The sequence below is a fragment of the Nocardia sp. NPDC003963 genome, assembly GCF_053605105.1.
The window spans coordinates 1,250,603-1,274,148 of the sequence record NZ_JBSGIP010000001.1 but is presented as its reverse complement, the minus strand read 5'-3'; the positions used below and the strand labels follow the sequence as shown (position 1 = coordinate 1,274,148).

The following is a 23,546-nucleotide window of genomic DNA, read 5'->3' as shown; positions in this document are numbered from 1 at the left end:
GTTCATGTGTTCTGTTATTGTCGGCTGATCTGTTCGTTCCCTGTGGAGGTGCCCCGTGGTTGTTCCGACGCGTACGCCCACTGTCGTGACATCGGTACCCGCACCGGTGGCCGTCCGTCGTACGAGTCTTTTCTCGCTGACCGAAACACGATGGGCGGCAACGGCAGTAGCGTTCTTCGGGGCCGGCGGCGCGGCGCAGCTCACCGGCGGCCCGGACTGGCTGTGGTGGTCTCTCTACCTGGCCTGCTACGCAGCCGGGGGGTGGGAACCGGCCGTGGCGGGCCTGCGGGCATTACGGGAGAAAACTCTGGACGTGGATCTGCTGATGGTGGCCGCGGCCTTCGGTGCGGCGGCGATCGGGCAGGTCGGAGACGGTGCCCTGCTGATCGTCATCTTCGCCACCTCGGGCGCGCTGGAAGCCTTCGCGAGCGCCCGGACCGAGGATTCGGTACGCGGGCTGCTCGATCTCGCTCCGGATACCGCGACCCGGGTCACCGAATCGGATGGGGAGGAGACGGTCGCGGTCGCCGATCTCGCGGTCGGCGATACCGTCCTGGTGCGGCCCGGCGAACGGATTCCCGCGGACGCCACAGTCGTATCCGGTGGCAGTGAGGTCGATCAGGCCACCATCACCGGGGAACCGTTGCCGGTGGACAGATCCGCCGGGGACGAGGTATTCGCCGGCACGGTCAACGGCACCGGCGCGCTGCGGATCCGGGTCGATCGCCGTGCGCGGGATTCGGTGGTCGCCCGGATCGCGGCGCTGGTGGAAGAGGCGAGCCGCACCAAGGCCGGTGCGCAGCTGTTCATCGAGAAGATCGAACAGCGCTACTCGGTGGCGATGGTCGTGGCCACACTGGCGATCTTCGTGGTCCCGCTGCTGTTCGGCGATACCGTGCAGCGCGCACTGCTGCGGGCGATGACGTTCATGATCGTCGCCTCTCCGTGTGCGGTGGTGCTGGCGACCATGCCGCCGCTGCTCGCCGCGATCGCCACCGCGGGCCGCCACGGTGTCCTGGTGAAGTCCGCGGTCGCGATGGAGAAATTGGGGACCACCGATGTGCTCGCGTTCGACAAGACCGGAACCCTGACCCGGGGCACTCCCGAAGTGGCCGAGATCCGGTGCCCGGCGGGCGGATCCGGCGCGAGCGAAGTGCTCCGGCTCGCGGCGGCGGCGGAACGGGCCAGTGAACATCCGCTCGGCGCAGCTGTCGTCCGGGCCGCCGGTGCGCGGGGGCTCGACGTACCTCCCGCGGATGATTTCATCGCGCATCCGGGGCGCGGTGTGAGCGCCCGTGTCGAGGGATATCGCATCGCGGTCGGCTCGCCGGCGGTACTGCCGGTGGATGCCGAGGTGGGCTCCGCCGCCGCGGCGGCGGCTGCCGCGGTCGCGACGATGGAAGCGGGCGGCCGCACCGCGGTGGTGGTGACGCGCGACCACCGTCCCGTCGGGGTCCTCGCTCTCGCCGACGAGCTGCGTCCGGAAGCCGCGGCGGCGGTCGAGGCGGTACGGCGCCTGACCGGAACTGTCCCCGTACTGCTGACCGGTGACAACCGGGCGGCGGCCGACCGGGTGGGCGCCCGGGTCGGTATCGCCGATATCCGGGCCGGACTGCTCCCCGCCGACAAGGTCGCCGCCGTCCGGCAGCTGCGTGCGGGTGGCGCCGGCGTCACGGTCGTGGGTGACGGCATCAACGACGCGCCCGCGCTCGCCGCCGCGCACGCCGGTATCGCGATGGGCGGAGTGGGTTCGGATCTCACGCTCCGCACGGCCGACGCGGTGATCGTGCGCGACGATCTCATCGCTGTTCCCGCGGTGATCGCACTGGCCCGGCGTGCTCGCCGGGTCGTCGCCGCCAATCTGGTGATCGCCGCATCCTTCATCGTGGTACTGGTGGCGTGGGATCTCTTCGGTACGCTGCCGCTGCCGCTCGGAGTGGCGGGCCACGAGGGCTCCACGATCCTGGTCGGGCTCAACGGCCTGCGTCTGCTGCGCACTGCCGCCTGGCACCGCGCCGCCGGCACCGACCGGTAGCAGGCGGCGGCGCCGGCTCGGCCGTCCACTCGGTTATGTAACCGAATTTGTATATTGGTTACATGGCTGAAAGTGGCGACAGCGTCGACGAAGCGATCATGGACGCCGCACTGGAGAGGATTCTGCAGGTCGGGATCCGGCGGGCCAGCCTCGAAGATATCGCCCGGCGGGCCGGGCTCAACCGGATCACCATCCACCGGCGCTTCGCCGGTAAGGACAATCTGGTCGAGGCCGTCCTGGAACGGGAGACCCAGCGGATGCTGACCGAGGTCACCGCGATCGCCACCACGGCCACCACGGTGGAGGCCCAGATCGAGGAGACCATACTGCATGTGCTGTTGCAGACCCGGATCCACCGCTTGGTGACCCAGCTGCTGCGGGTGGCGCCGGAGGAGGCGCTCGGGTTCTACACCGTGCAGGGGGAGCGGCTGGTCGCCATCGGTATCGACTACATCGTCGATATGCTCACACACGCCCAGGACGCCGGCCTGGTCGACCGCTACGACCCGCACCCGGTCGCCGAACTCATTGCCCGCCTGGCGCATTCGCTGATGTTGACCCCGGGCGTCGGTGGTGTCGATTTCACCGATCCCGAGGCGGCGCGCACGTTCGTCCGGACGACCGTCGTTCCGCTGATGAAATACGGGATCGCTCCGCCGGGTGCCGGAACCGCCGGTGGCCCCGCCGCCGAATCGGAAGGCACAGCCTAGGAACACGACCGGTCCGTCTCCGTGGAGTACGCGGGGAGCGGGCGCAGCCGCTCCGGCATCGGCCCGCGGTGCTCACGCAGGGCCGGCCGGGCGCCCCGGGTCAACCCGGTATCGGCGCGCGGAAGTGGCTGGGTTCGGCGTCGGCCGGCAGATCGGCAGCGGTGGCGAACGGTTCTGCCTCCGCCCGCAGATCGACCAGGTGGCGGGCATGGGCGGCCAGGGAACGATCCTCGTCGGACACCGGTGTCCACTGCTGGATCGGGCGGGCCTTCCCGTTGGCGTCCACCGCCACCACGACCGCCAGGCCGTGCGCGGCGAGCGCGGGTTCGTCGGAATGCGGGTCGGTCGAGGTCACGTGCACGCTGATATGCATACTGCGCGGCCCGGTGTGGATGAGCCGCGCGGTGACTTCCACGATATGGCCGATGACGATCGGGCGGTAGAAGCGGATACCTCCGAAATAGGAGGTGATCACATGCTGCCCGGCCCAATCGGCGCCGCAGACATAGGCGGCGTCGTCGATCCACCCCATCGTGCGGCCCCCGTGGACCTTGCCGCCCCAGTTGATATCGGACGGGGCCGCGAGGAAACGCAGGGTCGCGCTGGGCGCGGTACCGTCCGCCGTGTAGCGCTGTGCCGCCATCGCCTCCTCGATTCGCTTCCGGACCGAGATACGTGCCCTGGCCTGCCGGTGGCGCCGCAGTTCGAGGATGGTGGACGGTTCCCACTGGGGCACCTCGACGGTCCGGCGTTCGTCGTCGACAGCGACGAAAATGGTGAGGCACTGGGCCGACTGGACCGGTTTCTGCCGGGTGGGGTCGGTCGAATAGACGCTGACCAGGATATGCATGCTCGTCCGCCCCGTGTGGACGAGATTCGCGTGCAACTCGACCAGTTCGCCGACCACGATCGGCCGGTCCAGGTGGATATTGCCGACGTAGGCGGTGACGCAGTAGCGCCCGCTCCACTGGGCCGCCGCCGCGTAGGCGACCTTATCGATCCATTCGAGGAGTTTGCCGCCGTCCACCGCGCCCGCGATACCCGCCTCGGTGGGTTTGACGAGGAAACGATGGATCGCCTCGGGCCGTCTGCCGGACGCGGCCGGAGTCGGGAGGGGTTCGATAGTTGTCGTAGTCACAGCCTGCCGATCTGCTCGGATGGACGGATGGACGGTTCCCGACTCCGTTGTCATCGGTGGAGGATAGGCAGCCGCGACGCTACGGGCGAGTAGTGCGCCACCGGCACTGGAGAAAGTCCGGCGGCCGGGGCCGGACGGCGGGTGGCCCAGGAACGATTCGCGCCGGGCTGTTTGAGACCGCGGTCGGTGGTTAATCGCCCCACGACCGGCCGGACAGCAGGCCGGGCACACCCGACGAGAGAGGTCAGGCGATGAGTGCTTCGGACAAGTTGAACAACAAGGCCGAAGATCTCGCCGGTCAGGCCAAGGAAAAGCTCGGGCAGGCCACCGGCGACCAGGACAAGGAGAACGAGGGCAAGGCCGATCAGGTCAAGTCCAACCTCAAGGACGCGGGGGAGAAGGTCAAGGACGCCTTCCGCGACTGAGCCGAGCGTACGAGTGGGCGATGCGGGGAACCGGCGTCGCCCACTCGACGTGCGGAGATATCGTGCCGTGGCCGGACGCGGAGTCTTCGGTCAGGTACGCGATCGGACCTGATCGTCGCCGCGACTCGGGCGTGTATGGGCCGGCCGGGGCTCGGTCTTCGGTGCCGTGTCGAATCCGGGCAACCGTCCCGCCACCAGCGGAACCATGAGCTGGATGAGCGGTCCGATGGCGATCGCGTAGACCACCGTGCCGATACCGACACTGCCACCGAGGAGCCATCCGGTCGTCAGGACCGATACTTCGAGGACGGTACGCACCAGCCGGATGGACCAGCCGGTCCGCCGGACCAGGCCGGTCATGAGACCGTCGCGCGGGCCCGGTCCGAGACCTGCGCCGATGTAGAGCACGCTGGCCGCGGCGTTGAGCACCACCGCCGCCGCCATCGCGCCCAGCCGGACCGGTATCGACTCCCATTCGGGAAGTATCAGCAGCCCTACGTCGACCGAGATGCCGACGACCAGTACATTGCTCACCGTGCCCACACCGGGCCACTGACGCAGGGGAATCCAGGCCAGTAGTACCACTACGCCGGTCAGCGCGGTCACGGTGCCGAAGCTCAGCGGTACCTGCCGGGTGACACCCTGGTGGAAAACGTCCCAGGGGTCCAAACCCACTGCGGCGCGGATCATCACGGCCATCGAGAAGCCGTAGAGCCAGAGACCGGCGAACAGCGCGGTGACACGTCTGATCATAGGGCGAGCATTCCCGGCGCCGGCTCGGTCGTACAGAGCCACCTCTATGCGACTGGACCTCGACGAGGGGCCGGGAGTTCCGGGGTCGCGTACCCACTTCGTGGCCGGTCGGTGCGCGCGCCCCGAATCCGGGACGCGGTCCACCGCCGGATTCCTCCGGACGATCGAGTGGACCGTACGGCCCGCTCGATGAACCCGGGTGTCAGCAGTTCGACGGCGCGGGGTCGCCGCGGAATCGGCCCTCGAGCCACATGAGGACCGCGGGCACACCGAGTACCGCCGCGGACAGATGCTCCGGCGATAGCGTCAGTTCCGCCTGGAGGGGCACCCCGGCCGCGCAGTAGCGTTCATTGGTACGGACGATGGAATCCACCGGAATCAGCGGATCGCTGGCCGAATGCCATTCGAGCACAGGTATATCGGGTGTGCCGTCGAACAATTCGAGACTGTTCTCCTCGAGCACCGCCCGGGCGTCCGGATCGCTGACCATCGACATATCGCCGGCGAATTCGGCCACACTGCGCCCGGCTCCGGCGGCCAATATCTCGTTGGTGCAGCCGTTCGCCACCGTGTTCCGGGTCAGCAGCCCGCGGGTGTTCATCGATTCGCTGATGGGAAAGCGGTCGGGGTATTCACGTTCGAGACCGATACCGGCCGCCAGCACCAGGCCGAACGCGGGATGCGGTCCGGTGTTCACGGCTTCGATCATGCGAACCAGGTTCATCGGTACGCCCCCGGTGGCCGCCCCGGCGATCTCGAGGTCGGGCGCGTACTCCGGGGCGAGCGCGGCGGCCCACGCAGTGGCCATACCGCCGCCGGAGTAACCGGCCATGGCGACCCGGCTGTGCTGTAGGCCCAGACCCGCGGCCTGTGCCGCCCGGATACCGTCCAGGGTGATCTGGCCGCCCAGGCGCGCCGCGCCGTAGGCGAAGCTCGGGCCGAGATGGTCCGGTAGTGCCACGCTCCAGCCCCGGGCCAGCGCCACGTTCAATGCGGCGGCCTCGCGCACCTGCAGGGTGGGGTCCTCGGTGTAGAGGACCCGGGAGACCGCGCACCGGCTTCCGAGGCCGTTGATGATGTGCTGATAGGACAACAGCGGCCCGTCCGGGGCCCGCCAGTGCGGGGTGAGCACCGTCGAGGTCGCTGCGATCGGATGCCCGGTCGAATCGGCCGAGCGGAATTTCACCAGGGTCACGGTGGTCCCCGGGAATATCGGTAGCGGCGGCATCACCCGGGTGTCCAGCACCTCCCCGGGGGATCGGGCATCGATATCGGCCGGTGCGGCATAGAACGGATCCGGATCGGGTACGGGGTAGATGGGCACTGCCACGGCTGGGCTCGCGCCGATCACGGACACCACGGCCATAATGCCGAGGAGTGCGGCGCCGACGGCGCGCACGAAGAGAGTTCGATCGGTTCTCGGGATCTGCACGCGACAAGTATCACGGAACCCGGCGGAGAAACTGTGCAGACACGTGTTCCAGTCGCGTTGTCTCGCGGCTTCTTCCGGTTCACTTCGAGTTCTCACCCGGAGTCCCGGGCCGCTTCCGGCTGTCGCGGCGCCGGGCCCGCGGTGGGCCCGGCGACCCCGGTCACCAGGTGACGTTGATCGGACCGGGGCTCCACAGGCCCGGGTGTTTCTCCTGACCGACCATCGGCGTGGCCGTGCGGGCCGAACCGTCGAGCGGGGTGAGTCGTTGGAGCTGTCCCCAGTCGTGGCTCCAGTCGTTCTTCAGGTAGGTGGCCAGGGTCTGCGAGCGCAGCAATTGCCGGGTCCAGCCCAGTGGTCCGCCGCCGTCGTGACGCTGCCAGAGATTGGTGGTGTTCGCGGCCGGGCGGTCGGGCAGGATGCGCCAGCCGGGGACCTGGGCGATACCGTCCTTGTGGTCGAACGGACGCTGGCACGGGAACTGTAGGCCCACCGCCCAATCGAGCAGTACCGGCTGATCCGATCCGATCAGATCGTTGAGCGTGCGCGTCTGCGGAATCCGGGGCGGGGTCAACGCGATCCACTGGTCGGGATCGAGCGTTTTGTCCTTGGCCACGATCCTGACCACATCGGCGTCGTCCGGAATCTCGTCCAGCGGGACGCGCAGATTCCGCCAGGACGGGGTCGGGCCGATATCGATGGGTATCACCTCGCCGAGCGACCGCGCGCCGGCCGCCGAATCCGCGACACCGTATTCGATATCCACGGGCTGGCCCGGCATCACCTCGCCGTCCTGGGTGATCGCCCGGAACCGCCCCGCGGCAGTGACGGCCATGATCCCGGAGCGGTCGTCCGGCTCGGGTAAGCGGTACCAGCCGGTGGTCAGTTCGGCGGCCTCCTGCTGCCCGGCGGTACCGAGCACCGGCGTATCGTCGGACAGCCCGAAAGGCAACGGCGCGCCGCCGGTCTGCGTGACCGAGGTGCCGTCGTTGGTGTCCTTCAGCGCGGCGGCGATGCTGTTGTCGTCCGCCGAGGCGTCGTCGTCGGAGGTGACGTCGGCAACCCCGCCGGGTACGAATCCGGTGGCCTCGGCCGCGAAGGCGCCGGCCGGGTCACCGGCCAGCGGTGCGAGCATCGAGGCGTTCGGATCGGATTCGACGAGGACATCGTCGGCCAGTCCGCACGGTTGCCCGCGTACCGCATCGATATTCGAGCGGGCCAGCGAGAACGCCGGATACTGCGTGGCCGCGGCGGTGGCGAACGAACCGACCTGGAAGACCACGATCACGGCGGCGGCGACGGTGAGCGGCGGAATCTTCACCAGCCGCCAGGCATGTGGCGAAACCCGGTGCGGTGTTCCCGGTTCCGGCGCCCGAAGGTGCCACCACCCGGCCAGCACCAGGCACAGGACGGCGAGGGTCAGGAAGATCTCGCTCATCCCGATACCGGCGATCGTCGGCGCCGAATCCCACCACGGAATGCCGTGGCCGGATGCGTAGAACCATTTGTTGACGCCGGTGAAGATCTGTGCCATCGCCACCGCCACGATGGCGGCGAAGAGCGCGCGATACCGCGGCGCCCGCATGACTTTCGGCCCGACCGCCACCGCGGTGACGACAGCGACCGCACCGGCCAGACCGGCGAAGACTCCGTTGTGATGGGTGAATTTGGTCGGCACGGTCGCCATCAGCAGCATCGCCCCGAAGGTGATACCCAGCAGGCGTTTCGCCGGACCGGAGGCGACGAACGGGATACGTCCGCCCTTGCGCAGGAGTACGAAGGCACACACCAGCAGTCCGAGCCACATGGCGACCACGCCGAACCGGCGGCCGATCGAACCGTCCGCGGTGGGTGTGAACAGCCGTTGATAGGCCTGCCAGTCGTCGAACCAGGGCACCGCCGGGCCGACCGCGTTGTGCACCCGTGTCATCTCGAACATGGCGGACAGGGGCTGGACACCGAAGGCGAAGACCAGCACCAGGGTTCCGGCCGCGGCCAGGGGGGCCAGCAGCGCGCCGTAGGCGAGGATCCGGGCCGGCCATTGCGCACCCGGTCCGGCGCGCTCGCTCGCCGGCACCAGTGCGCGGGCACGCCGGATACCGAACCGCACCACCGAGCGGGCGCCGGCGGCCAGCGGCGCGAAACAGATCACCCCGGACGGCGCCGCGGTGAGACTGAACGCCGCGATCATGATGGCGATCGCGTACGGCAGCATCCGGCCGCTCGCGATGGCGCGTTCCACGAAGACCCAGGTGAGCAGGACGGCTACCGCGATCACCGGTTCCGGGCGCAGGCCGTTGTTGTAGGGCAGCCAGATGGCGAGAAAACCCAGCGCCCCGGTGCCCATGACGATCTTGTCGCGGCGCAGCCCGGCTCCCAGCCGGGGGACCACCTCCCGGCTCAGCGCCAGCCACGCGAGGAACCCGGCCAGCAGCGTGGGCAGGCGCACCCAGGGGCTGGCCGTGCTGATCTCGGTCATATGCGCGATCACATCGTAGGGCGGCGTACCGACCGGGTTCTCCGGGACACCGAAGAACCGGAAATAGTTGGCCATATAGCCGGACACCAGCGAGGTACGCGCCATACCGAACTGGTAGCCGTCGTCGGAGGTGGTGGACCCGATGAAATGCCACAGCACCAGGGTCGCGAGCACACCGGCGTCGATACCGGTGAAAGTGCGCCAGCGCTCCGGCAGCAGACGCCGGACCCGGCGACCGTCGGACCGGTCGAGCTGTAACAGCGCGACCAGGGCCACCGCGGCGAGTACGACGGCCAGCACCGTCGCGGTGCGTTTCGTGAAGGTCGGTGTGACCGAGAACCGGCTGTCGACCTCCACCGTGACGCTGGTTCCCGCCGAACTGGTCAGATCGCTGAACACACCGACCAGCTGTGGCCGGAAATCGCCGGCCAGGAACAGCGGTTCGGTCGCGGTCCCGGTCAATTCGGCCGTGGTGGCGGAGCTGTCGGAGTGCACGGTGAGCGTGGCGTCACGGAGTTCGTCGAGCGGCGCGCTGAACATCGACTGGCTGCGCAGCACCACCTCGAGGCGAGCCGGTCTACCGTCCTGTGCGGGCTGTACTCGTGCCACGAACCCGTATTTCTCGAGATCGGGTGCGTCCGCGGGCATGGTCGCGGCGGCCTGTCCGCCGGTCTCGGCCAGCTGTTCCAGCGCCGCGCCGGGGACGGTGACATCGAAGGTGAGCGGCGCATAGGACATCAGCGGGGCGGTGATACTGCCGGTCGATCCCTGCTGTGGCCAGGTGAGAGTCGTTTTGTCCACGTGGACCGGGAGCAGTGGTACCGCGACCGCGAGGACCGTGGCGAGCAGGCCGGAAACCAGGGCGGTCCATACCGCCCATCTACCGTATGCCGGCCCCGGTGGTGGTGGTTGCTCGCCCGTGGGCGCCTCGTCCGCCCGCACCATGGTGTCCGTCACGGGGCGCGATCGTATCGTGACGCATTCGTAACCGGAGGAATCGGGCGCGGGATTCTCAGCCCGCGTTCAGGCGCGGAATTTCCCGTAACTGTGTGAACAGCAGCGATGGCCGAACCGAATCACCGAGACCGGACGGCGGGCTGGTGAAATGGCACTTTTCCACACGGTGGACCGGTCGTGTGCCGCACCGCCGGCGAGTGAGCGGTCGACTATTCGGGCCACGGACCGGATTCGATGACGTCGACGAAGTCCGTGCGGGTGAAATCGGGCTGGAAATGGACGAGTACATCGGCATTGACGGTGCCGAAGGTGGTTTCGGGTCGATCGCCGAAACCGTGCGCGAAGGCGGCCAGGATCTGTTTCTTGAAGTCCGGTCGCGGATGGGCCGCGACGACCGCCCGGATATCGGCGGGGTCCAGATCGTGATAGCCGATGCCGAGCACATCTGTTTCCACACCGGCTGCCACCAGTGCGATCTCGGGTTCCATATGTTCGGGGATGCCGGGCGTCGTGTGCAGGGCGATGGACGTCCACACCCGCTGCGCCGCGGCCGTGTCGATACCGTGCTCGGTGAGGAACCGGCGGGCTTCGTCGGCGCCGTCGACCTCGAACCGCTGGTCGGTGCTGCGGTAGGTGTCGGTGAGGCCGAGATCGTGGAAGAGCGCGCCGACGTAGAGCAGTTCGGGGTCGGGTTCGAGCCCGCGCCGCCGCCCGTGCAGCATCCCGAACAGGTAGACCCGCCGGGAGTGGTGGAAGAGCAATGGCGGTGCGCTGTCGCGGACCAGTTCGGTGGCCTCCGCGGCCAGGTGGCCGCCGGGAATCGCGACTCCTGCGATGAACTCGGTCATGCCGATCCCTCCTGTGCGGATATCGCTGCTGCCGGCGGCTCGATACAGCGGGAGGTGCCCGTATCGCGTTGCTCCGGCCGCGTGGGTGCGGGAGCGGGTGGGGCATGGACTGCCGGAAATGCCGAAAGTGCTGGTGGACGGGTCGGAGCGCGTCCGGTCCGAGCATAGGCCGGGAGGCGGGCGAGGGAAAGCCGGCACCGCACGAGGCGGAGTGATGCCGAATGAGAATCGCATGTTCGTTTGCTCGTAATAAAGATTCCGAAATAGGGAAACGGTATTATCGGCAGGCGGCGCCGGCCGTCCGTCCGGAAGGGCGGCAGGCGGACTCGGCGGGGACCGCAGCGATCGAAGGAGTTCGCCCGTGCGTGACGACGACCCCGTCTACTGGGATCCCTTCGACCGCGCGATAGCCCGCGACCCCTATCCGATCTACCGGCGGCTGCGCACCGAATCGCCGCTCTATTACAACGACCGGCACGATTTCTACGCGCTGAGCCGGTACGACGATATCGACCGGGCGCTACTGGACTGGCAGGCATTCTCGTCCGCCCGCGGCCCGATCCTGGAGATCATCAAGGCGGGTATCGAGATCCCGCCGGGGACGCTGCTGATGGAGGACCCACCGGCGCACGACATCCATCGCGCACTGCTGGCGCGGGTGTTCACACCCCGGCGGGTCCTTTCGCTGGAACCGCGGATCCGGGCACTGTGCGTCCGCTCGCTCGACCGGCTGGCCGGCGCCCGCCGATTCGACCTCATGAGCGAGTTCGCCAACGAGGTGCCGATGCGGGTGATCGGGATGCTGCTGGGTATTCCCGAAGCTGATCAGCAGGCCGTGCGCGATCGCGCGGACGCCCACCTGCGAACCGAGCCCGGACAGCAGATGCAGGTATCCGACAGGGCGATTCCGCACGCGGACCATTTCGCGGAGTACATCGACTGGCGAGCCGACCATCCCTCCGACGATCTGATGACAGAACTACTACATGCCGAGTTCGTGGACACCCGGGGTGTGACACGAACCCTCACGCGCGAAGAGATCCTGACCTATGTGTCGGTCGTCGCGGGTGCCGGTAACGAGACCACCGCCCGGCTGATCGGCTGGCTGGGTTCGGTACTGGCCCGGCATCCCCGTCAACGTGCCGAACTCGTCGCGGACCCGAGCCTGATCCCCGGCGCGATCGAGGAGACTCTGCGGTTCGAGCCGACCGGTCACGCCATCGCCCGCTACGTCACCGCCGATATCGAACTCCACGGCACCACGGTGCCCGCGGGCAGCGCGATGATGCTGCTCGTCGCCTCGGCGAACCGGGACGCCGACCGCTGGCCGGACCCCGACAGCTTCGATATCCATCGCCGCATGAGCAATCTGCGGACCTTCGGGTTCGGCACTCACTACTGCCTGGGCGCGTCCCTGGCCCGGCTCGAAGCCAGAGTCGCACTGGAGGAGTTCCTGCGGTACTTCCCGCGGTGGGAGGTCGACTGGGACGCACTGGAGCTGTCCTCGACCTCGACCATGCGCGGCTGGGAAACACTCCCGGTCACGGTGAACTAGGCGCTACCGCCGCCGATCCGACATTCCCGTCCACCCACGCAGTCCACGATGTTCCGAGGAGAGATCATGGGAAAGCTCGACGGCCGAGTCGCTTTCGTCACCGGCGCCGCCCGCGGCCAGGGCCGCAGCCACGCTGTCCGGCTGGCGCAGGAGGGCGCCGATGTGATCGCGGTGGATATCTGCGAGCAGCTCGGATCCGTGCAGTATCCGATGGGGACGGCGGCCGAACTCGAGCAGACCGTCCGCGCGGTGGAGGAATTGGGCAGGCGTATCGTCGCCCGGCAGGCCGATGTCCGGGATGCGACAGCACTGAAGCAGGCGTTCGACGACGGCCGTGCCGAACTGGGTCCGGTCGATATCGTCCTGGCCAATGCCGGAATCGGCGCGGGCGGCGCGGTGGCATCCGAGGATCAGGAATGGGACGAGGTCGTCGGCGTCAACCTGAAAGGCGTATGGAACACCGGCCGCGTCGCGATCCCGTCGATGCTCGAACACGGTCGCGGCGGTTCGATCGTGCTGACCAGTTCGACCGGCGGCCTCATGGGCGTCGGTATCCCGACCGCCGGATTCCTCGGCTATACCGCGGCCAAACACGGAGTCATCGGATTGATGCGGTCGTGGGCGAACTTCCTGGCGCCACACAATATCCGGGTCAACAGCGTCGCCCCGACCGCCGTCCGCACCCCGATGGCCGGGGACGGGAACCTACAGGCGATCATGGAGCACGCCCCGGAACTGGCACGGGCGCTGTCCAACGCGATGCCCGTCGACCTGGTGGAACCGCTGGACGTGTCCAACGCGATCGCCTGGCTGGTCTCCGACGACGCCCGCTACGTCACCGGTACCGTCGTTCCTGTCGACGCGGGTCAGCTGAACAAGCGATAGAACCGCCGCGCCTCGTGATCACCGCGCGATAGGCTGGGCCGCGGCCGGAGCCGGTACCGCGGAATCGGTGAGCCCGTTCAGCGCGGTGGGCAGCGGCTGCCGGTGCAGCACGCCGAGGCGCTGGGTGGCCCGGGTGAGCGCGACATACAGTTCGGCCGCGCCCCGCGGGCCGTCGGCGAGGATCCGCTCCGGTTCCACCACCAGGACGGCGTCGAACTCCAGGCCCTTGGTCTCGGACGCGGGGACCGCACCGGGAACATCCGGCGGGCCGATGACGATACCGGTGCCCGGACGACCGGCCTCGGCGTGGACGAACTCCGCTACGGCGGCGGGTAGTTCGTCGCCGGTGACCTGCCTGGACCACGGCCGGACACCGCAGGCCCGGACCGATTCCGGTGGCCGGGCATCGGGCGCGAATTCGGCCAGGACCGCGGCCGCGACCGTCATGATCTCCGCGGGGGTGCGATAGTTCACCGTCAGCGACCGGTACGCCCAGCGGCCCGGTACATACGGTCGCAGTACCGAATCCCACGACCGCGCACCGGCCGCCGACCGCCGTTGCGCGAGATCGCCGACGATGGTGAACGATCGGCCCGGACAGCGCCGCATCAGTACGCGCCAGTCCATTTCGGACAGTTCCTGAGCTTCGTCCACCGCCACATGCCGGTAGGTCCAGTTCCGATCGGCGGCGGCGCGTTCGACGAGTTCGCGGGTATCGCGTTCGACGAATCGATCGGCCAGATCCTCGGCGTAGAGGAGATCCTGGGCGAACAGATGGTCCTCGTCGTCCATCATATCGGCGCGGTCGACCATGATGTCCAGTACGCCTGCCGCGTATTCGGCTTCGGCCCGGCGTTCCCGTGCGGCGATCTCCTCGGTCTGATCACCACCTCCGAGCAGATCGACCAGTTCGTCGAGCAGCGGCACATCCGAGACGGTCCAGGCCGTACCGTCGGCGCGGAACAACACCTGGTCGGCGCCCGCCGCCCGGAGCCGTTCGGGAGAGGTGTACAGCGACGCCAGCACACCCTCGGGCGTGAGGATCGGCCAGAGCAGTTCCAGCGCGCCGGTGAACTCGGTGTTCTCCGCGAGTTCGGCGAGCAGATCCGTGCGCAGATCCTCCCACGCCTCCTTGTCCGCGCGCGTGATCCAGCCCCGGCCGATCCGGGCGATCGCTCGTTCGGTGAGGACATAGGTGACGATCTCGCGGAACACCGTCCGGGCCTCGTTGTGCGGCAGCCCGCTTCCGCGCGCCTCCTCGCGGGCCCATTCGGCGGTTGCGGCGTCGATCCGCACGGTGATATCCGCGAGTTCGATCGATAGCGGCTGCTCCGGCAGGCGCTGCCGGTCCCTGATCGCCGCCGCGAGAACGTCCAGGATCCGCAGTGAGCCCTTGAACCGCGCCGCCTCGGGTACGTCCTCGGCCGTCACCCGCAGACCGGGTACGAGATCACCGGTGGTCATGAAGACCACATCGGATTCGCCGAGGGAGGGGAGTACCCGGCCGATATGGTTCAGGAAGGCGGTGTTCGGGCCGACCACGAGCACGCCGTGCCGTTCGATCCGCTCCCGCTGGGTGTAGAGCAGATACGCCACTCGGTGCAGCGCCACCACTGTTTTCCCGGTACCCGGGCCGCCCTCGATCACCAGCACTCCGGGATGCTCGAGCCGGATGATCTCGTCCTGCTCGGCCTGGATCGTGGCGACGATATCGCGCATCCCCTCGCCGCGCGGCGCGGCGACCGCCGCGAGCAGTGCGGCATCGCCGCGCTCGTCACCACCCGGCCGACCCAGCACCTCGTCGGTGAACTCGACCACCCGGCGTCCGCGGGAGTGGAACTGACGGCGGCGGCGCATATTCTCCGGACTGGCGGCGGTAGCGGTATAGAACGCCCGCGCGGCCGGGGCCCGCCAATCGAGCAACACAGGTTCGTATTCGTTCGCTTCGTCGAAAAGACCGATGCGCCCGATATAGGAGATCTCACCTGTTTCGGAATCCAACCGGCCGAAACACAGTTTGTTGTCCGCCACGTCCAGCCGCTTCACTTCTCTGGCCAGGGACCGCACCTCGGCATCACGTTCCAGCAGCGTGGCGCCGCTCCCACGCAGTGCGGTGCGGTACTTCCCCATCGCCAGTGTGCGTTCGGCATCCAGCCGCGCATAGAGGCCGTCCACATAGTCGCGTTCGGACCGCAGCTCGTCTTCGTACCCCTGCTCCGACATAAGCCCTCATTTCGTTCGACGATCGCTGCCCTGGCCCGGCCGGCCCTGGGTTTCCGGCTGCGCGCTGGACGATTCTGCGGTACGACCCGGGCCTTGCCGCAAGGCCCGGGGTCCGCTATATATTGATCATGGAAGGGACTGGAAAAGTCCTTTGCTCTCGAGTGGCCGACCCCGTTTCGCCGGATACGGCTTCGAATCCCAGCGCACCCACCCCCTCCGGGATTTTTATCGATGCACTGGTCAGCGCGTATTTCCGGCTATCGGTGCTCGTGCCGAACCACCACGTCGGCGTCGACCGACAGGGGACCGCGGCCGCACCGCGTATCGGTCCGTGCGCTCGAGCCCAGGCCCGATCACCTCGACGTCGTGTCCTCCTCGGTGCGGAAGATCACTGCCCGGCGGCGCGCGGGGGTACCAGCCGCAGCGACTGAGCGGATTCGGGGGCGCGGGCGACCAGCCACACCACCACACTCTGTTCCCGGCCGCTCTCCAGACTCTCGAACGGAACATCGACCGCGCCCAGGCCCGGATGATCGAAACGCAGCGTCTGCGTCATCGGGCGTCCGGGCCCCTCCGGATGCCAGCGAGTCGCGAACTCGGGAGTCTTGTGCAACCTGTCGATCGTCTCCCGCAGACCGGCGTCGCCGGGCCAGCGCAGACTCGCGCGGCGCAGCGTCTCGGCGAAGGTATCGGCGGCCTCGGTCCAGTTGCGCAGCACCTTCCGTGCCATCGGATGCTGGTAGACGTAGCGTGCGAGATTCACCTCGTCCCGGTTGTCCAGGAGACCCAGCGGGGTGGCGAAATCCTCCCAGGCCATATTCCAGCCCAGTACGTTCAGGCGTCTGCCCAGTACGAACGCCGAGGTGGGTGCCAGTGCCCGCAGTACTGCCTCGATCGTCTCGGGAACCTGTTCGGGTTCGTCGGCCGGCTCCGGACATCTGGCCTCGTGGGTACTGGTCAGCGCGAGCCAGCCGAAGGTGCTGCGTTCCCGTTCGTCCAGCAACAGCGCCGTGGCCAGCGCTTCCACCACCGCGATCGAGGGATTGGTATCGCGGCCCTGTTCGAGCCGGGCCAGGTAGTCGGCGCTGACCCCCGCGCGTACGGCGACCTCTTCACGCCGTAACCCCGGGGTGCGGCGGCGGCCGCCCGCGGGTAGTCCGATATCGCCGGGTCGGAGTTCGGCGCGGCGTCTGACCAGGAACTCCGCGAATGCGCTACGGGCCATACGACCATCGTGCCCTGTTCCGGCCCGCGCAGCCGCGCCTTGTCAGGTCCAGGATAACGGGGGTCTGGTAAACGGTTCCCGGGCTCGCGATGGTCGAAGACATGACAACACCACCGGAAACCACTGGCTCCGCCACCACCCTGCGCCCTGGTGCCTGGGCGCTCGACACCGCGCACTCCTCGGTCGCGTTCACCGTCCGCCACCTCGGCATCGCCAAGGTACGCGGCGGATTCACCCGATTCGAGACCGAATTCGTGGTCGACGAATCCGGCGCCGCCACCATCGGCGCGGCCGTCCACCTCGACTCGTTCGACACCGGCAACCCCGACCGCGACGCACATATCCGTACTGCCGACTTCCTCGACGTCGCCAACCGCCCGACCCTGACCTTCCGTGCGCTCGAACCGGTCCGCGTCGCGGATTCGTTCACGGTGGCGGGCGAGGCCACCCTGGGCGGAGTCACCCGGCCGGTCGCGCTCGATGCCGAGTGGGGCGGGATCGGCGATTTCGGGCCCGGTGGTGAACGGCATGCCGGATTCTCGGCGACCGGCACCATCAAACGCACCGAGTTCGGTGTCGGGGGTCCGTTGCCCGGGATGCTGAGCGATGCCGTGAAGATCGAACTGGAGATCCAGCTCATCGAACCCCGGTAGGCCGTCCGGTATCGGTGTAGCCGGCGGGCCGGGCGCACTACGCCGCGGCCCGCCGCCGAACTCCGCACCGTGGGATGCCCATACGTCCCGGCGGCTATGCTCGCTTCTTTCCCGGTGGGCGGCGGGCGCCCGGCCGGACCGACGAGCAGTCGCGTCGTCGTGGAGCGGAGAGGGAGATATCGGTGCCGAACCGAGACGGGTCCCGCTGGTTGCGCGAGCTGAAGGCCGGGGACGGCGGTGACCGGGTGCTGGTGTGCTGCCCGCCGGGCGGCGGCTCGGCCCAGAGCTACCGCGGTCTCGCCGCGAGCTTCGGCCCCGGCCCCGCGGTGTACGCGGTCCAGTACCCCGGCCGGCACGATCGGATCGGTTCGGAATTCGTCTCCTCGGTCACCGGCCTGGCCGATCACATCGCCGGGTCGATCGACGACGAGATCCCCGGGAACCCGGTGCTCTTCGGTCACAGTATGGGCGCGACCGTCGCGTTCGAGACCGCCCGGCGGCTCGAACGGCGCGGGCGAACCGTCGCGGCCCTGTTCGTATCGGGCCGTCCGGACCCGGCGTTCGTCGATCAGGGCACGCTGCACCGCGGCCCCGACGCCGGTCTGATCACCGATCTGGAGCGGCTCGCCAACGATCCTTCGTCCGTCCGTGTGCTGCGTGAGAGCCCCGAGCTCGCCGAGATGGTACTTCCCGCGGTGCGCAACGATTACCGGGCGGTGGAGACCTACCGGTACGCCGCCGGAGCCCGGCTGCGCTGCGATATCCACGCGCTGCTCGGGCGGTCCGATCCGACGACCACGCCCGAACAACTGGAGAGATGGCGGGACCATACGACCGGTGGTTTCGCGACGAGCCTGTTTCCCGGCGGTCATTTCTATCTCGACGAGCGATCCCGCGAGATCGCGGATCTCATCACGACGGCTTTCGGGCCGAGTGGCGACACCAGGTCCTGACCCGGCGGCTTCGGTGCTGTCAGAGCACAGTTCGCTCGCGTCGCAATACGGCCCGGGCCAGTTCGGCGGGACTGCCGGTGGTGGTATCGACCATCGTGTCGTAGGGGCGGCCGTGGTCGTGGACCGTGCGCAGGTGTCCGCGTGCCAAGCCGATCGGGTGTCCGCGATCCCGTTCCCGCTGTTCGGCGACAGCGAGCGGGCATATGACGCGGACGAGCTGAATATCCAGCCCGGCCAGCGCATCCAGCCATATCGGCAAGAGGTCCGGGGTCAGCAGCATCTCGTCGACCACCAGATGATCACCGCCGCGGGCGAACGCGGCAGCCGCGGTACAGGCCGACCGCAACATCCGCCGTCCGGTCGGGCCGTAACGGATCACCACCAGTGGCCGGCCGGCCCTGTCGTGGCCGGTCCGGTCGTACCAGAACCCCTCCCGGCTGCGTGGACCGTCTCGCCCACCGCCCCAGTTCGGCGGTACGAGCCCGAACAGCGTGTCGATTCCCCAGTAGACGAACGGAGTATCGCTCTCGTCCTGGACGGCACGGGCCAGGGTCGTCTTACCGGCGCTGGAGGTCCCGTTGAGGAAGATGACCCGGGCCGGTGCCACGGTGTTCTGCATCGGCCCACGGTAGCGGCGCGCCCGGTCACATTCCGCGGGTGAACCGTTCGCTGCGTCCGGCCAGCGCGCGTTCCGGGAGAACGGTATCCAGCAGCGCTGCCATCCGGCCCAACAGCGGCCCGACCTGCGGGGGACGGTCGGTGAGGGTGCGGCAGATGATCTGCGCACCCTGCTCCGGCGTCAGGGCCGCGGTATCGCGGTAGCGCGCATTCGGCGCGAGCATCGGGGTGCGCACCAGCGGCATGTACACCGAACTGAAATGCACATCGTCGGAGAGGGTTTCGGCGTGCAGGCTGGCGCCGAGCGAATCCAGCGCCGCCTTCGAGGCGATATAGGCGCTGTACCCCGGACCGCCGAACAGGTTCGCCACCGACAGAATGTTGACGATATGTCCCGACCGTCGCTCGCGCATCCCCGGGAGAACGGCGAGCATCAGCCGCAGTGCCGCGAAATAGTTCAGTCGCATGGTGCGCTCGAAATCGTGGAACCGGTCATAGGATTCGTCGAGCCGGCGCCTGATGGACCGTCCCGCGTTGTTGATCAGGATGTCCACGCCGCCGTGTTCGGCCAGGATCTCGGCGACCGCCGCGTCGAGTGCGTCGAAATCGTTCAGATCGCACGCGTGCACGGTGGCCGTACCGCCGTCCGCCCGGATCTCCGCGGCCAGGCGATGCAGTTCTTCTTCGCGCCGGGCGACGAGTGCCACCCGGGCGCCCGCCGCGCCGATACGGACCGCTGTCGCGCGGCCGATCCCCGAAGACGCTCCGGTGACCAGTACGGTCCGCCCGCCCACCACTTCGGTGAGTGCGGGCCGGCGGCGGAGGCGGGGGAGCCCGATATGGGTGTCCAGTCCGTGGCCGATCTCGTAGAACAGACGAGATATTCCATGCATAGTGATGGATCATAAGTTATATGACTTGCGATGTATATTGCCGTGATGGATGCTGCGAGCCTGCACCTGGTCGCCCGGCGGCTGCGGGCGATCGCGTTCGTCGCGACCGGTAACACGGGCCGACGGCGGATACCGCCGAGTGAATACGCCGTGCTCGAGGATGTCGCGTTGCATCCGGGATCGTCGATCCGCGATATCACCGAGCGGACGGCCATTACGCAGAGCCTCGTATCGCGCATCGTCGCCCGATTCCGCGAGCAGGGCCTGCTGACGACCGCGCCCGACCCGGCCGACGGCCGCCGCGTACTGACAACTGTCGAACCCGGCGTCGCCGAAGAGATCTTCCGCGCGCGCGGGCGGGCGCCGATCGACCTCGCGCTGGGCAGTGAACTCCCGCATCTGACGCCGGAACGACGGGCCCGGGTCGTCGAACTGCTCGACGAACTGGAGGGGCTGCTCGGTACGACCGGTCCGGGCGCCCGCCCGGAGACCCGCGACAGCGGCGGGTGATACCCGAATCCTCCGGATGGGCCGGTCGCCACCAGCGGGCCGGTGGGCACGTCGCGGTACCTGCCCGCGAGCGAAGGACGGCGGTCGCCGGGCGTGGTCCGGTCGTGTTCCGGGGTGGTTGGAGGATGATGGCCCCGTGGCTTCTGAACCGAATGTTCCCGATATGAAACCCCGCAGCCGCGATGTCACCGACGGGCTGGAGAAAACGGCGGCGCGCGGCATGCTGCGCGCGGTCGGTATGGGCGACGACGACTGGGGGAAGGCGCAGATCGGGGTGGCTTCCTCGTGGAACGAGATCACCCCGTGCAACCTGTCCCTCGACCGGCTCGCCGGCGGATGCAAGGACGGGGTGTTCGCGGCGGGTGGGTTCCCGATGCAGTTCGGCACCATCTCGGTCTCCGACGGTATCTCGATGGGCCATGAGGGAATGCACTTCTCGCTGGTCTCGCGTGAGGTCATCGCCGACAGCGTGGAGACGGTGATGCAGGCCGAACGCCTGGACGGGTCGGTATTGCTGGCCGGCTGCGACAAATCCCTGCCCGGCATGCTGATGGCGGCGGCGCGGCTGAACCTGGCGAGTGTCTTCCTCTACGCCGGCTCGATTCTGCCGGGTATCGCGAAACTGTCCGACGGCAGCGAACGCGAGGTGACCATCATCGACGCGTTCGAGGCGGTGGGTGCCTGTTCCCGCGGTCTCATGAGCCGGGCGGATGTGGACGCTATCGAACGGGCCATCTGTCCGGGCGAGGGCGCCTGCGGTGGTATGTACACCGCCAACACCATGGCGAGCGCGGCCGAGGCGCTGGGGATGTCGTTGCCGGGTAGCGCGGCACCACCGGCCACCGATCGCCGCCGCGACGGTTACGCGCGCCGCAGCGGTCAGGCCGTGGTCGAACTCATCCGGCAGGGGATCACCACCGCCGATATCCTCACCCTCGAAGCGTTCGAGAACGCGATCGCGGTGGTGATGGCCTTCGGCGGATCCACCAACGCCGTACTGCACCTGCTGGCGATCGCGCACGAGGCCGGGGTGCCGCTGAGTCTGGACGATTTCGCCCGTGTCGGCCGGCGCGTCCCGCATCTGGCCGATGTGAAACCGTTCGGCCGGCACGTGATGACCGATATCGACCGGGTGGGTGGTGTCCCGGTCCTGATGAAGGCACTGCTGGACGCCGGGCTGCTGCACGGTGACTGTCTCACTGTGACCGGTCGGACGGTGGCCGAGAACCTGGCCGATATCGCGCCGCCCGACCCGGACGGCAAAGTCGTGCGCGCCCTGTCCGAGCCCATCCACCCGACCGGCGGGATCACCATCCTGCACGGGTCGCTGGCGCCCGGCGGTGCCGTGGTGAAGTCCGCCGGGTTCGAATCCGATGTCTTCGAGGGCACCGCCCGGGTTTTCGACGGCGAGCGGGCCGCGATGGACGCGCTGGAGGACGGGACGATATCGGCGGGCGATGTGGTGGTCATCCGGTACGAGGGTCCCAAGGGCGGACCCGGGATGCGGGAGATGCTGGCCATCACGGCGGCGATCAAGGGCGCCGGTCTCGGCAAGGATGTGCTGCTGCTGACCGATGGACGTTTCTCCGGCGGGACCACCGGTCTGTGCGTGGGCCATGTGGCTCCGGAGGCGGTCGACGCCGGACCGGTCGCATTCGTGCTCGACGGGGACCGGATCCGTCTCGATGTCGGCGCCGGAACCCTGGACCTGCTGGTCGATCCGGCCGAACTCACCCGCCGTGCCGAGGGCTGGTCCCCGCTACCGCCCCGGTACACCCGCGGAGTGCTCGCCAAGTACGCGCGGCTGGTGGGTTCTGCCTCTTACGGAGCCGTATGCGACTGAGTCCGTAGATGATTCGGCGGCGGCCGGGCGCGGGCCGCCGCCGGTGGGGGTAGGCTCGGCACGGACGCTCCGAGACACCACCAACCGGGGGTGACCATGACGACGACAACCGCGAACACCGTGGGCGGACTGATGTCCGCGCTCACCACACCGGCCGGGCAGGCCGACCCCTATCCGCTGTACCGCGAGCTACGCGCACTGGGTCCCGCGGCGCACACGCCGGACGGGACCCTGGTGGTGAGCGGTTACCGGCTGGCCTCCGCCCTGCTGCGCGATCACCGGCTGCTTAAACGTCCGGAGCACGGCCTCACCGTCAGCGGGTTTCCGGACTGGCGCGATCATCCGGGCCTGCGCATGATGTTCACCAGCATGCTGGTGCGCAATCCGCCCGATCACACCCGGTTGCGTCGATTGGTTTCCGGCGCCTTCACCGCGCGCCGCGTGGCCGGGTTGCGCCGGGCGATCACCCGGACCGTCGATCGGTTGCTCGGTGATCTGGCCGGTTCCGGTCCGGTGGATTTCATCGACGCGTTCGCGTTTCCGCTGCCCGTCACCGTGATAGGTGAGCTGCTCGGGGTGCCCGAAGCCGACCGGCTCGGATTCCAGCCGCTGGTGCGGGACTGGGCCGGTGTGCTCGATGTGCTGGACGGCCCGGTCGTCGCCGCGGCCGATACCGCCGCCGTCGAGATCGGCGGCTATCTGCGCGAATTGGCCGCGCAGCGGCGGCGCGCACCACAGGACGATCTGTTGTCGGCCCTGGTCGTCCCGGCCGCCGACGGTGTGCGCCTGGACGAGGACGAACTCGTCACCATGGCGGCCCTGCTGTTCGCCGCCGGGTTCGAGACGACCACCGGACTGCTCGCCAACGGTCTGGTGGCGCTGCTCGGAAACCCGGAACAGGCGGCGCTGCTGCGGGAGGATGCCGAACTGGCCGGTCCGGCCACCGAGGAACTGCTGCGCTACGACTCGCCGGTACAACTGCTCACCTCGCGGACCGCGCCCGAGGATCTGCACAGCGGCGGTCTCATGTTGCCGGCCGGGCAGCGCGTCGTCGTACTGCTGGGCGCGGCCAATCGCGATCCGGAGGTCTTCCCGGAGCCGGACCGGCTGCGCCTGGACCGGGGTGGTGAACCACCGCTGTCGTTCGGCGGTGGTGTGCACTACTGCCTGGGCGCACCGCTGGCCCGGCTCGAAGCCCAGATCGCCTTTCCCGCCCTACTGCGTGCTTTTCCGCAACTGGCACAGGCCGGGCCCGCCGTCCCGCGCAAAGGGCTGGCCCTGCACGGCCTCACCGCCCTGCCCGTCGCCGCCGGAGCGCGTGCTGCCTGAGGGCAGGAAGCCACCGCTACCGCCACACGGTCGCACTCGGTCCGTGGCGCGCGCATACGGCCGGTAGTCGGGCGTCCCAGGTGTA

General features: G+C 68.6%; 19 protein-coding genes. 10 read left to right on the top strand and 9 right to left on the bottom strand.

The features are described 5' to 3' along the window. Positions 1 to 55: 55 nt before the first annotated feature. Together ACWEWT_RS05850 and ACWEWT_RS05845 are read left to right on the top strand one after the other, a co-directional pair. Positions 56 to 2,035, top strand: coding sequence for a heavy metal translocating P-type ATPase (locus ACWEWT_RS05850; RefSeq protein ID WP_452556580.1), 1,980 nt, complete (start codon positions 56 to 58; stop codon positions 2,033 to 2,035). Positions 2,036 to 2,097: 62 nt separating this feature from the next. Then, positions 2,098 to 2,745, top strand: coding sequence for a TetR/AcrR family transcriptional regulator (locus ACWEWT_RS05845; protein WP_452556578.1), 648 nt, complete (start codon positions 2,098 to 2,100; stop codon positions 2,743 to 2,745). A gap of 100 nt (positions 2,746 to 2,845) precedes the next feature. Here ACWEWT_RS05845 and ACWEWT_RS05840 read toward each other — a convergent pair whose 3' ends face one another. Further along, positions 2,846 to 3,937, bottom strand: coding sequence for an acyl-CoA thioesterase (locus ACWEWT_RS05840; RefSeq protein WP_452556576.1), 1,092 nt, complete (start codon positions 3,935 to 3,937; stop codon positions 2,846 to 2,848). A gap of 197 nt (positions 3,938 to 4,134) precedes the next feature. On the opposite strand from ACWEWT_RS05840, the gene ACWEWT_RS05835 reads away from it, so the two are divergent. Next, positions 4,135 to 4,308: a CsbD family protein gene (locus ACWEWT_RS05835; protein WP_452556574.1), complete on the top strand. Its 174-nt coding sequence runs from the start codon at positions 4,135 to 4,137 to the stop codon at positions 4,306 to 4,308. Positions 4,309 to 4,398: 90 nt separating this feature from the next. Here the strand turns inward: ACWEWT_RS05835 and yczE are convergent, their stop codons facing one another. The 4 genes from yczE to ACWEWT_RS05815 form a co-directional block, all read right to left on the bottom strand. After that, positions 4,399 to 5,061, bottom strand: coding sequence for a membrane protein YczE (gene yczE, locus ACWEWT_RS05830; protein WP_452556572.1), 663 nt, complete (start codon positions 5,059 to 5,061; stop codon positions 4,399 to 4,401). A gap of 202 nt (positions 5,062 to 5,263) precedes the next feature. Beyond that, the gene (locus ACWEWT_RS05825) at positions 5,264 to 6,427 is read right to left on the bottom strand and encodes a lipase family protein (protein ID WP_452557684.1); all 1,164 of its coding nucleotides are present in this window, start codon (positions 6,425 to 6,427) and stop codon (positions 5,264 to 5,266) included. Between the two features lie 226 nt (positions 6,428 to 6,653). Next, on the bottom strand, positions 6,654 to 9,914 hold the full coding sequence (locus ACWEWT_RS05820) for an arabinosyltransferase domain-containing protein (protein ID WP_452557683.1): 3,261 nt from the start codon (positions 9,912 to 9,914) through the stop codon (positions 6,654 to 6,656). A 221-nt stretch (positions 9,915 to 10,135) separates the two neighbouring features. Further along, positions 10,136 to 10,774 carry an HD domain-containing protein gene (locus tag ACWEWT_RS05815; RefSeq protein WP_452556570.1) on the bottom strand — a complete coding sequence of 213 codons (639 nt, stop codon included), beginning with the start codon at positions 10,772 to 10,774 and terminating at the stop codon, positions 10,136 to 10,138. A gap of 361 nt (positions 10,775 to 11,135) precedes the next feature. Between ACWEWT_RS05815 and ACWEWT_RS05810 the strand changes: the two genes are divergently transcribed. Continuing rightward, entirely contained in the window at positions 11,136 to 12,329 is a 1,194-nt protein-coding gene (locus ACWEWT_RS05810; RefSeq protein WP_452556568.1) for a cytochrome P450, read from the top strand. Positions 12,330 to 12,395: 66 nt separating this feature from the next. Next, positions 12,396 to 13,214, top strand: coding sequence for a mycofactocin-coupled SDR family oxidoreductase (locus ACWEWT_RS05805; protein ID WP_452556566.1), 819 nt, complete (start codon positions 12,396 to 12,398; stop codon positions 13,212 to 13,214). A gap of 18 nt (positions 13,215 to 13,232) precedes the next feature. On the opposite strand, the gene helR is transcribed toward ACWEWT_RS05805, so the two are convergent. Both helR and ACWEWT_RS05795 read right to left on the bottom strand, forming a co-directional pair. Then, on the bottom strand, positions 13,233 to 15,437 hold the full coding sequence (gene helR / locus ACWEWT_RS05800; RefSeq protein WP_452556564.1) for an RNA polymerase recycling motor ATPase HelR: 2,205 nt from the start codon (positions 15,435 to 15,437) through the stop codon (positions 13,233 to 13,235). Positions 15,438 to 15,825: 388 nt separating this feature from the next. Continuing rightward, positions 15,826 to 16,662 carry a helix-turn-helix transcriptional regulator gene (locus ACWEWT_RS05795; RefSeq protein WP_452556562.1) on the bottom strand — a complete coding sequence of 279 codons (837 nt, stop codon included), beginning with the start codon at positions 16,660 to 16,662 and terminating at the stop codon, positions 15,826 to 15,828. Positions 16,663 to 16,763: 101 nt separating this feature from the next. On the opposite strand from ACWEWT_RS05795, the gene ACWEWT_RS05790 reads away from it, so the two are divergent. After that, positions 16,764 to 17,315 (top strand): YceI family protein, encoded by a 552-nt coding sequence (locus ACWEWT_RS05790; RefSeq protein ID WP_452556560.1) that lies wholly within the window; start codon positions 16,764 to 16,766, stop codon positions 17,313 to 17,315. Positions 17,316 to 17,497: 182 nt separating this feature from the next. After that, entirely contained in the window at positions 17,498 to 18,268 is a 771-nt protein-coding gene (locus tag ACWEWT_RS05785) for a thioesterase II family protein (RefSeq protein ID WP_452556558.1), read from the top strand. Positions 18,269 to 18,287: 19 nt separating this feature from the next. Here ACWEWT_RS05785 and ACWEWT_RS05780 read toward each other — a convergent pair whose 3' ends face one another. Both ACWEWT_RS05780 and ACWEWT_RS05775 read right to left on the bottom strand, forming a co-directional pair. Beyond that, entirely contained in the window at positions 18,288 to 18,887 is a 600-nt protein-coding gene (locus tag ACWEWT_RS05780; protein ID WP_452556556.1) for a chloramphenicol phosphotransferase CPT family protein, read from the bottom strand. Between the two features lie 25 nt (positions 18,888 to 18,912). Then, positions 18,913 to 19,779: an SDR family NAD(P)-dependent oxidoreductase gene (locus ACWEWT_RS05775; protein WP_452556554.1), complete on the bottom strand. Its 867-nt coding sequence runs from the start codon at positions 19,777 to 19,779 to the stop codon at positions 18,913 to 18,915. A 45-nt stretch (positions 19,780 to 19,824) separates the two neighbouring features. Between ACWEWT_RS05775 and ACWEWT_RS05770 the strand changes: the two genes are divergently transcribed. The 3 genes from ACWEWT_RS05770 (at position 19,825) to ACWEWT_RS05760 (ending at position 23,461) form a co-directional block, all read left to right on the top strand. Next, a complete protein-coding gene (locus tag ACWEWT_RS05770; RefSeq protein WP_452556552.1) occupies positions 19,825 to 20,289 on the top strand; it encodes a MarR family transcriptional regulator in 465 nt (154 codons plus the stop codon). A 163-nt stretch (positions 20,290 to 20,452) separates the two neighbouring features. After that, entirely contained in the window at positions 20,453 to 22,132 is a 1,680-nt protein-coding gene (gene ilvD / locus ACWEWT_RS05765) for a dihydroxy-acid dehydratase (RefSeq protein WP_452557682.1), read from the top strand. A gap of 96 nt (positions 22,133 to 22,228) precedes the next feature. Beyond that, a complete protein-coding gene (locus ACWEWT_RS05760; protein ID WP_452556550.1) occupies positions 22,229 to 23,461 on the top strand; it encodes a cytochrome P450 in 1,233 nt (410 codons plus the stop codon). The last annotated feature ends 85 nt before the right edge of the window (positions 23,462 to 23,546 follow it).

Coding starts and splice junctions, on each gene's coding strand:
- ACWEWT_RS05835 (WP_452556574.1), top strand. CDS start 4,135: ATGAGTGCTTCGGACAAGTTGAACAACAAGGCCGAAGATCTCGCCGGT.
- helR (WP_452556564.1), bottom strand. CDS start 15,437: ATGTCGGAGCAGGGGTACGAAGACGAGCTGCGGTCCGAACGCGACTAT.
- ACWEWT_RS05795 (WP_452556562.1), bottom strand. CDS start 16,662: ATGGCCCGTAGCGCATTCGCGGAGTTCCTGGTCAGACGCCGCGCCGAA.
- ACWEWT_RS05815 (WP_452556570.1), bottom strand. CDS start 10,774: ATGACCGAGTTCATCGCAGGAGTCGCGATTCCCGGCGGCCACCTGGCC.
- ACWEWT_RS05780 (WP_452556556.1), bottom strand. CDS start 18,887: ATGCAGAACACCGTGGCACCGGCCCGGGTCATCTTCCTCAACGGGACC.
- ACWEWT_RS05790 (WP_452556560.1), top strand. CDS start 16,764: ATGACAACACCACCGGAAACCACTGGCTCCGCCACCACCCTGCGCCCT.
- ACWEWT_RS05760 (WP_452556550.1), top strand. CDS start 22,229: ATGACGACGACAACCGCGAACACCGTGGGCGGACTGATGTCCGCGCTC.
- yczE (WP_452556572.1), bottom strand. CDS start 5,061: ATGATCAGACGTGTCACCGCGCTGTTCGCCGGTCTCTGGCTCTACGGC.
- ilvD (WP_452557682.1), top strand. CDS start 20,453: ATGAAACCCCGCAGCCGCGATGTCACCGACGGGCTGGAGAAAACGGCG.
- ACWEWT_RS05805 (WP_452556566.1), top strand. CDS start 12,396: ATGGGAAAGCTCGACGGCCGAGTCGCTTTCGTCACCGGCGCCGCCCGC.
- ACWEWT_RS05825 (WP_452557684.1), bottom strand. CDS start 6,427: ATGGCCGTGGTGTCCGTGATCGGCGCGAGCCCAGCCGTGGCAGTGCCC.
- ACWEWT_RS05775 (WP_452556554.1), bottom strand. CDS start 19,779: ATGCATGGAATATCTCGTCTGTTCTACGAGATCGGCCACGGACTGGAC.
- ACWEWT_RS05820 (WP_452557683.1), bottom strand. CDS start 9,914: ATGGTGCGGGCGGACGAGGCGCCCACGGGCGAGCAACCACCACCACCG.
- ACWEWT_RS05770 (WP_452556552.1), top strand. CDS start 19,825: ATGGATGCTGCGAGCCTGCACCTGGTCGCCCGGCGGCTGCGGGCGATC.
- ACWEWT_RS05845 (WP_452556578.1), top strand. CDS start 2,098: ATGGCTGAAAGTGGCGACAGCGTCGACGAAGCGATCATGGACGCCGCA.
- ACWEWT_RS05840 (WP_452556576.1), bottom strand. CDS start 3,937: ATGACAACGGAGTCGGGAACCGTCCATCCGTCCATCCGAGCAGATCGG.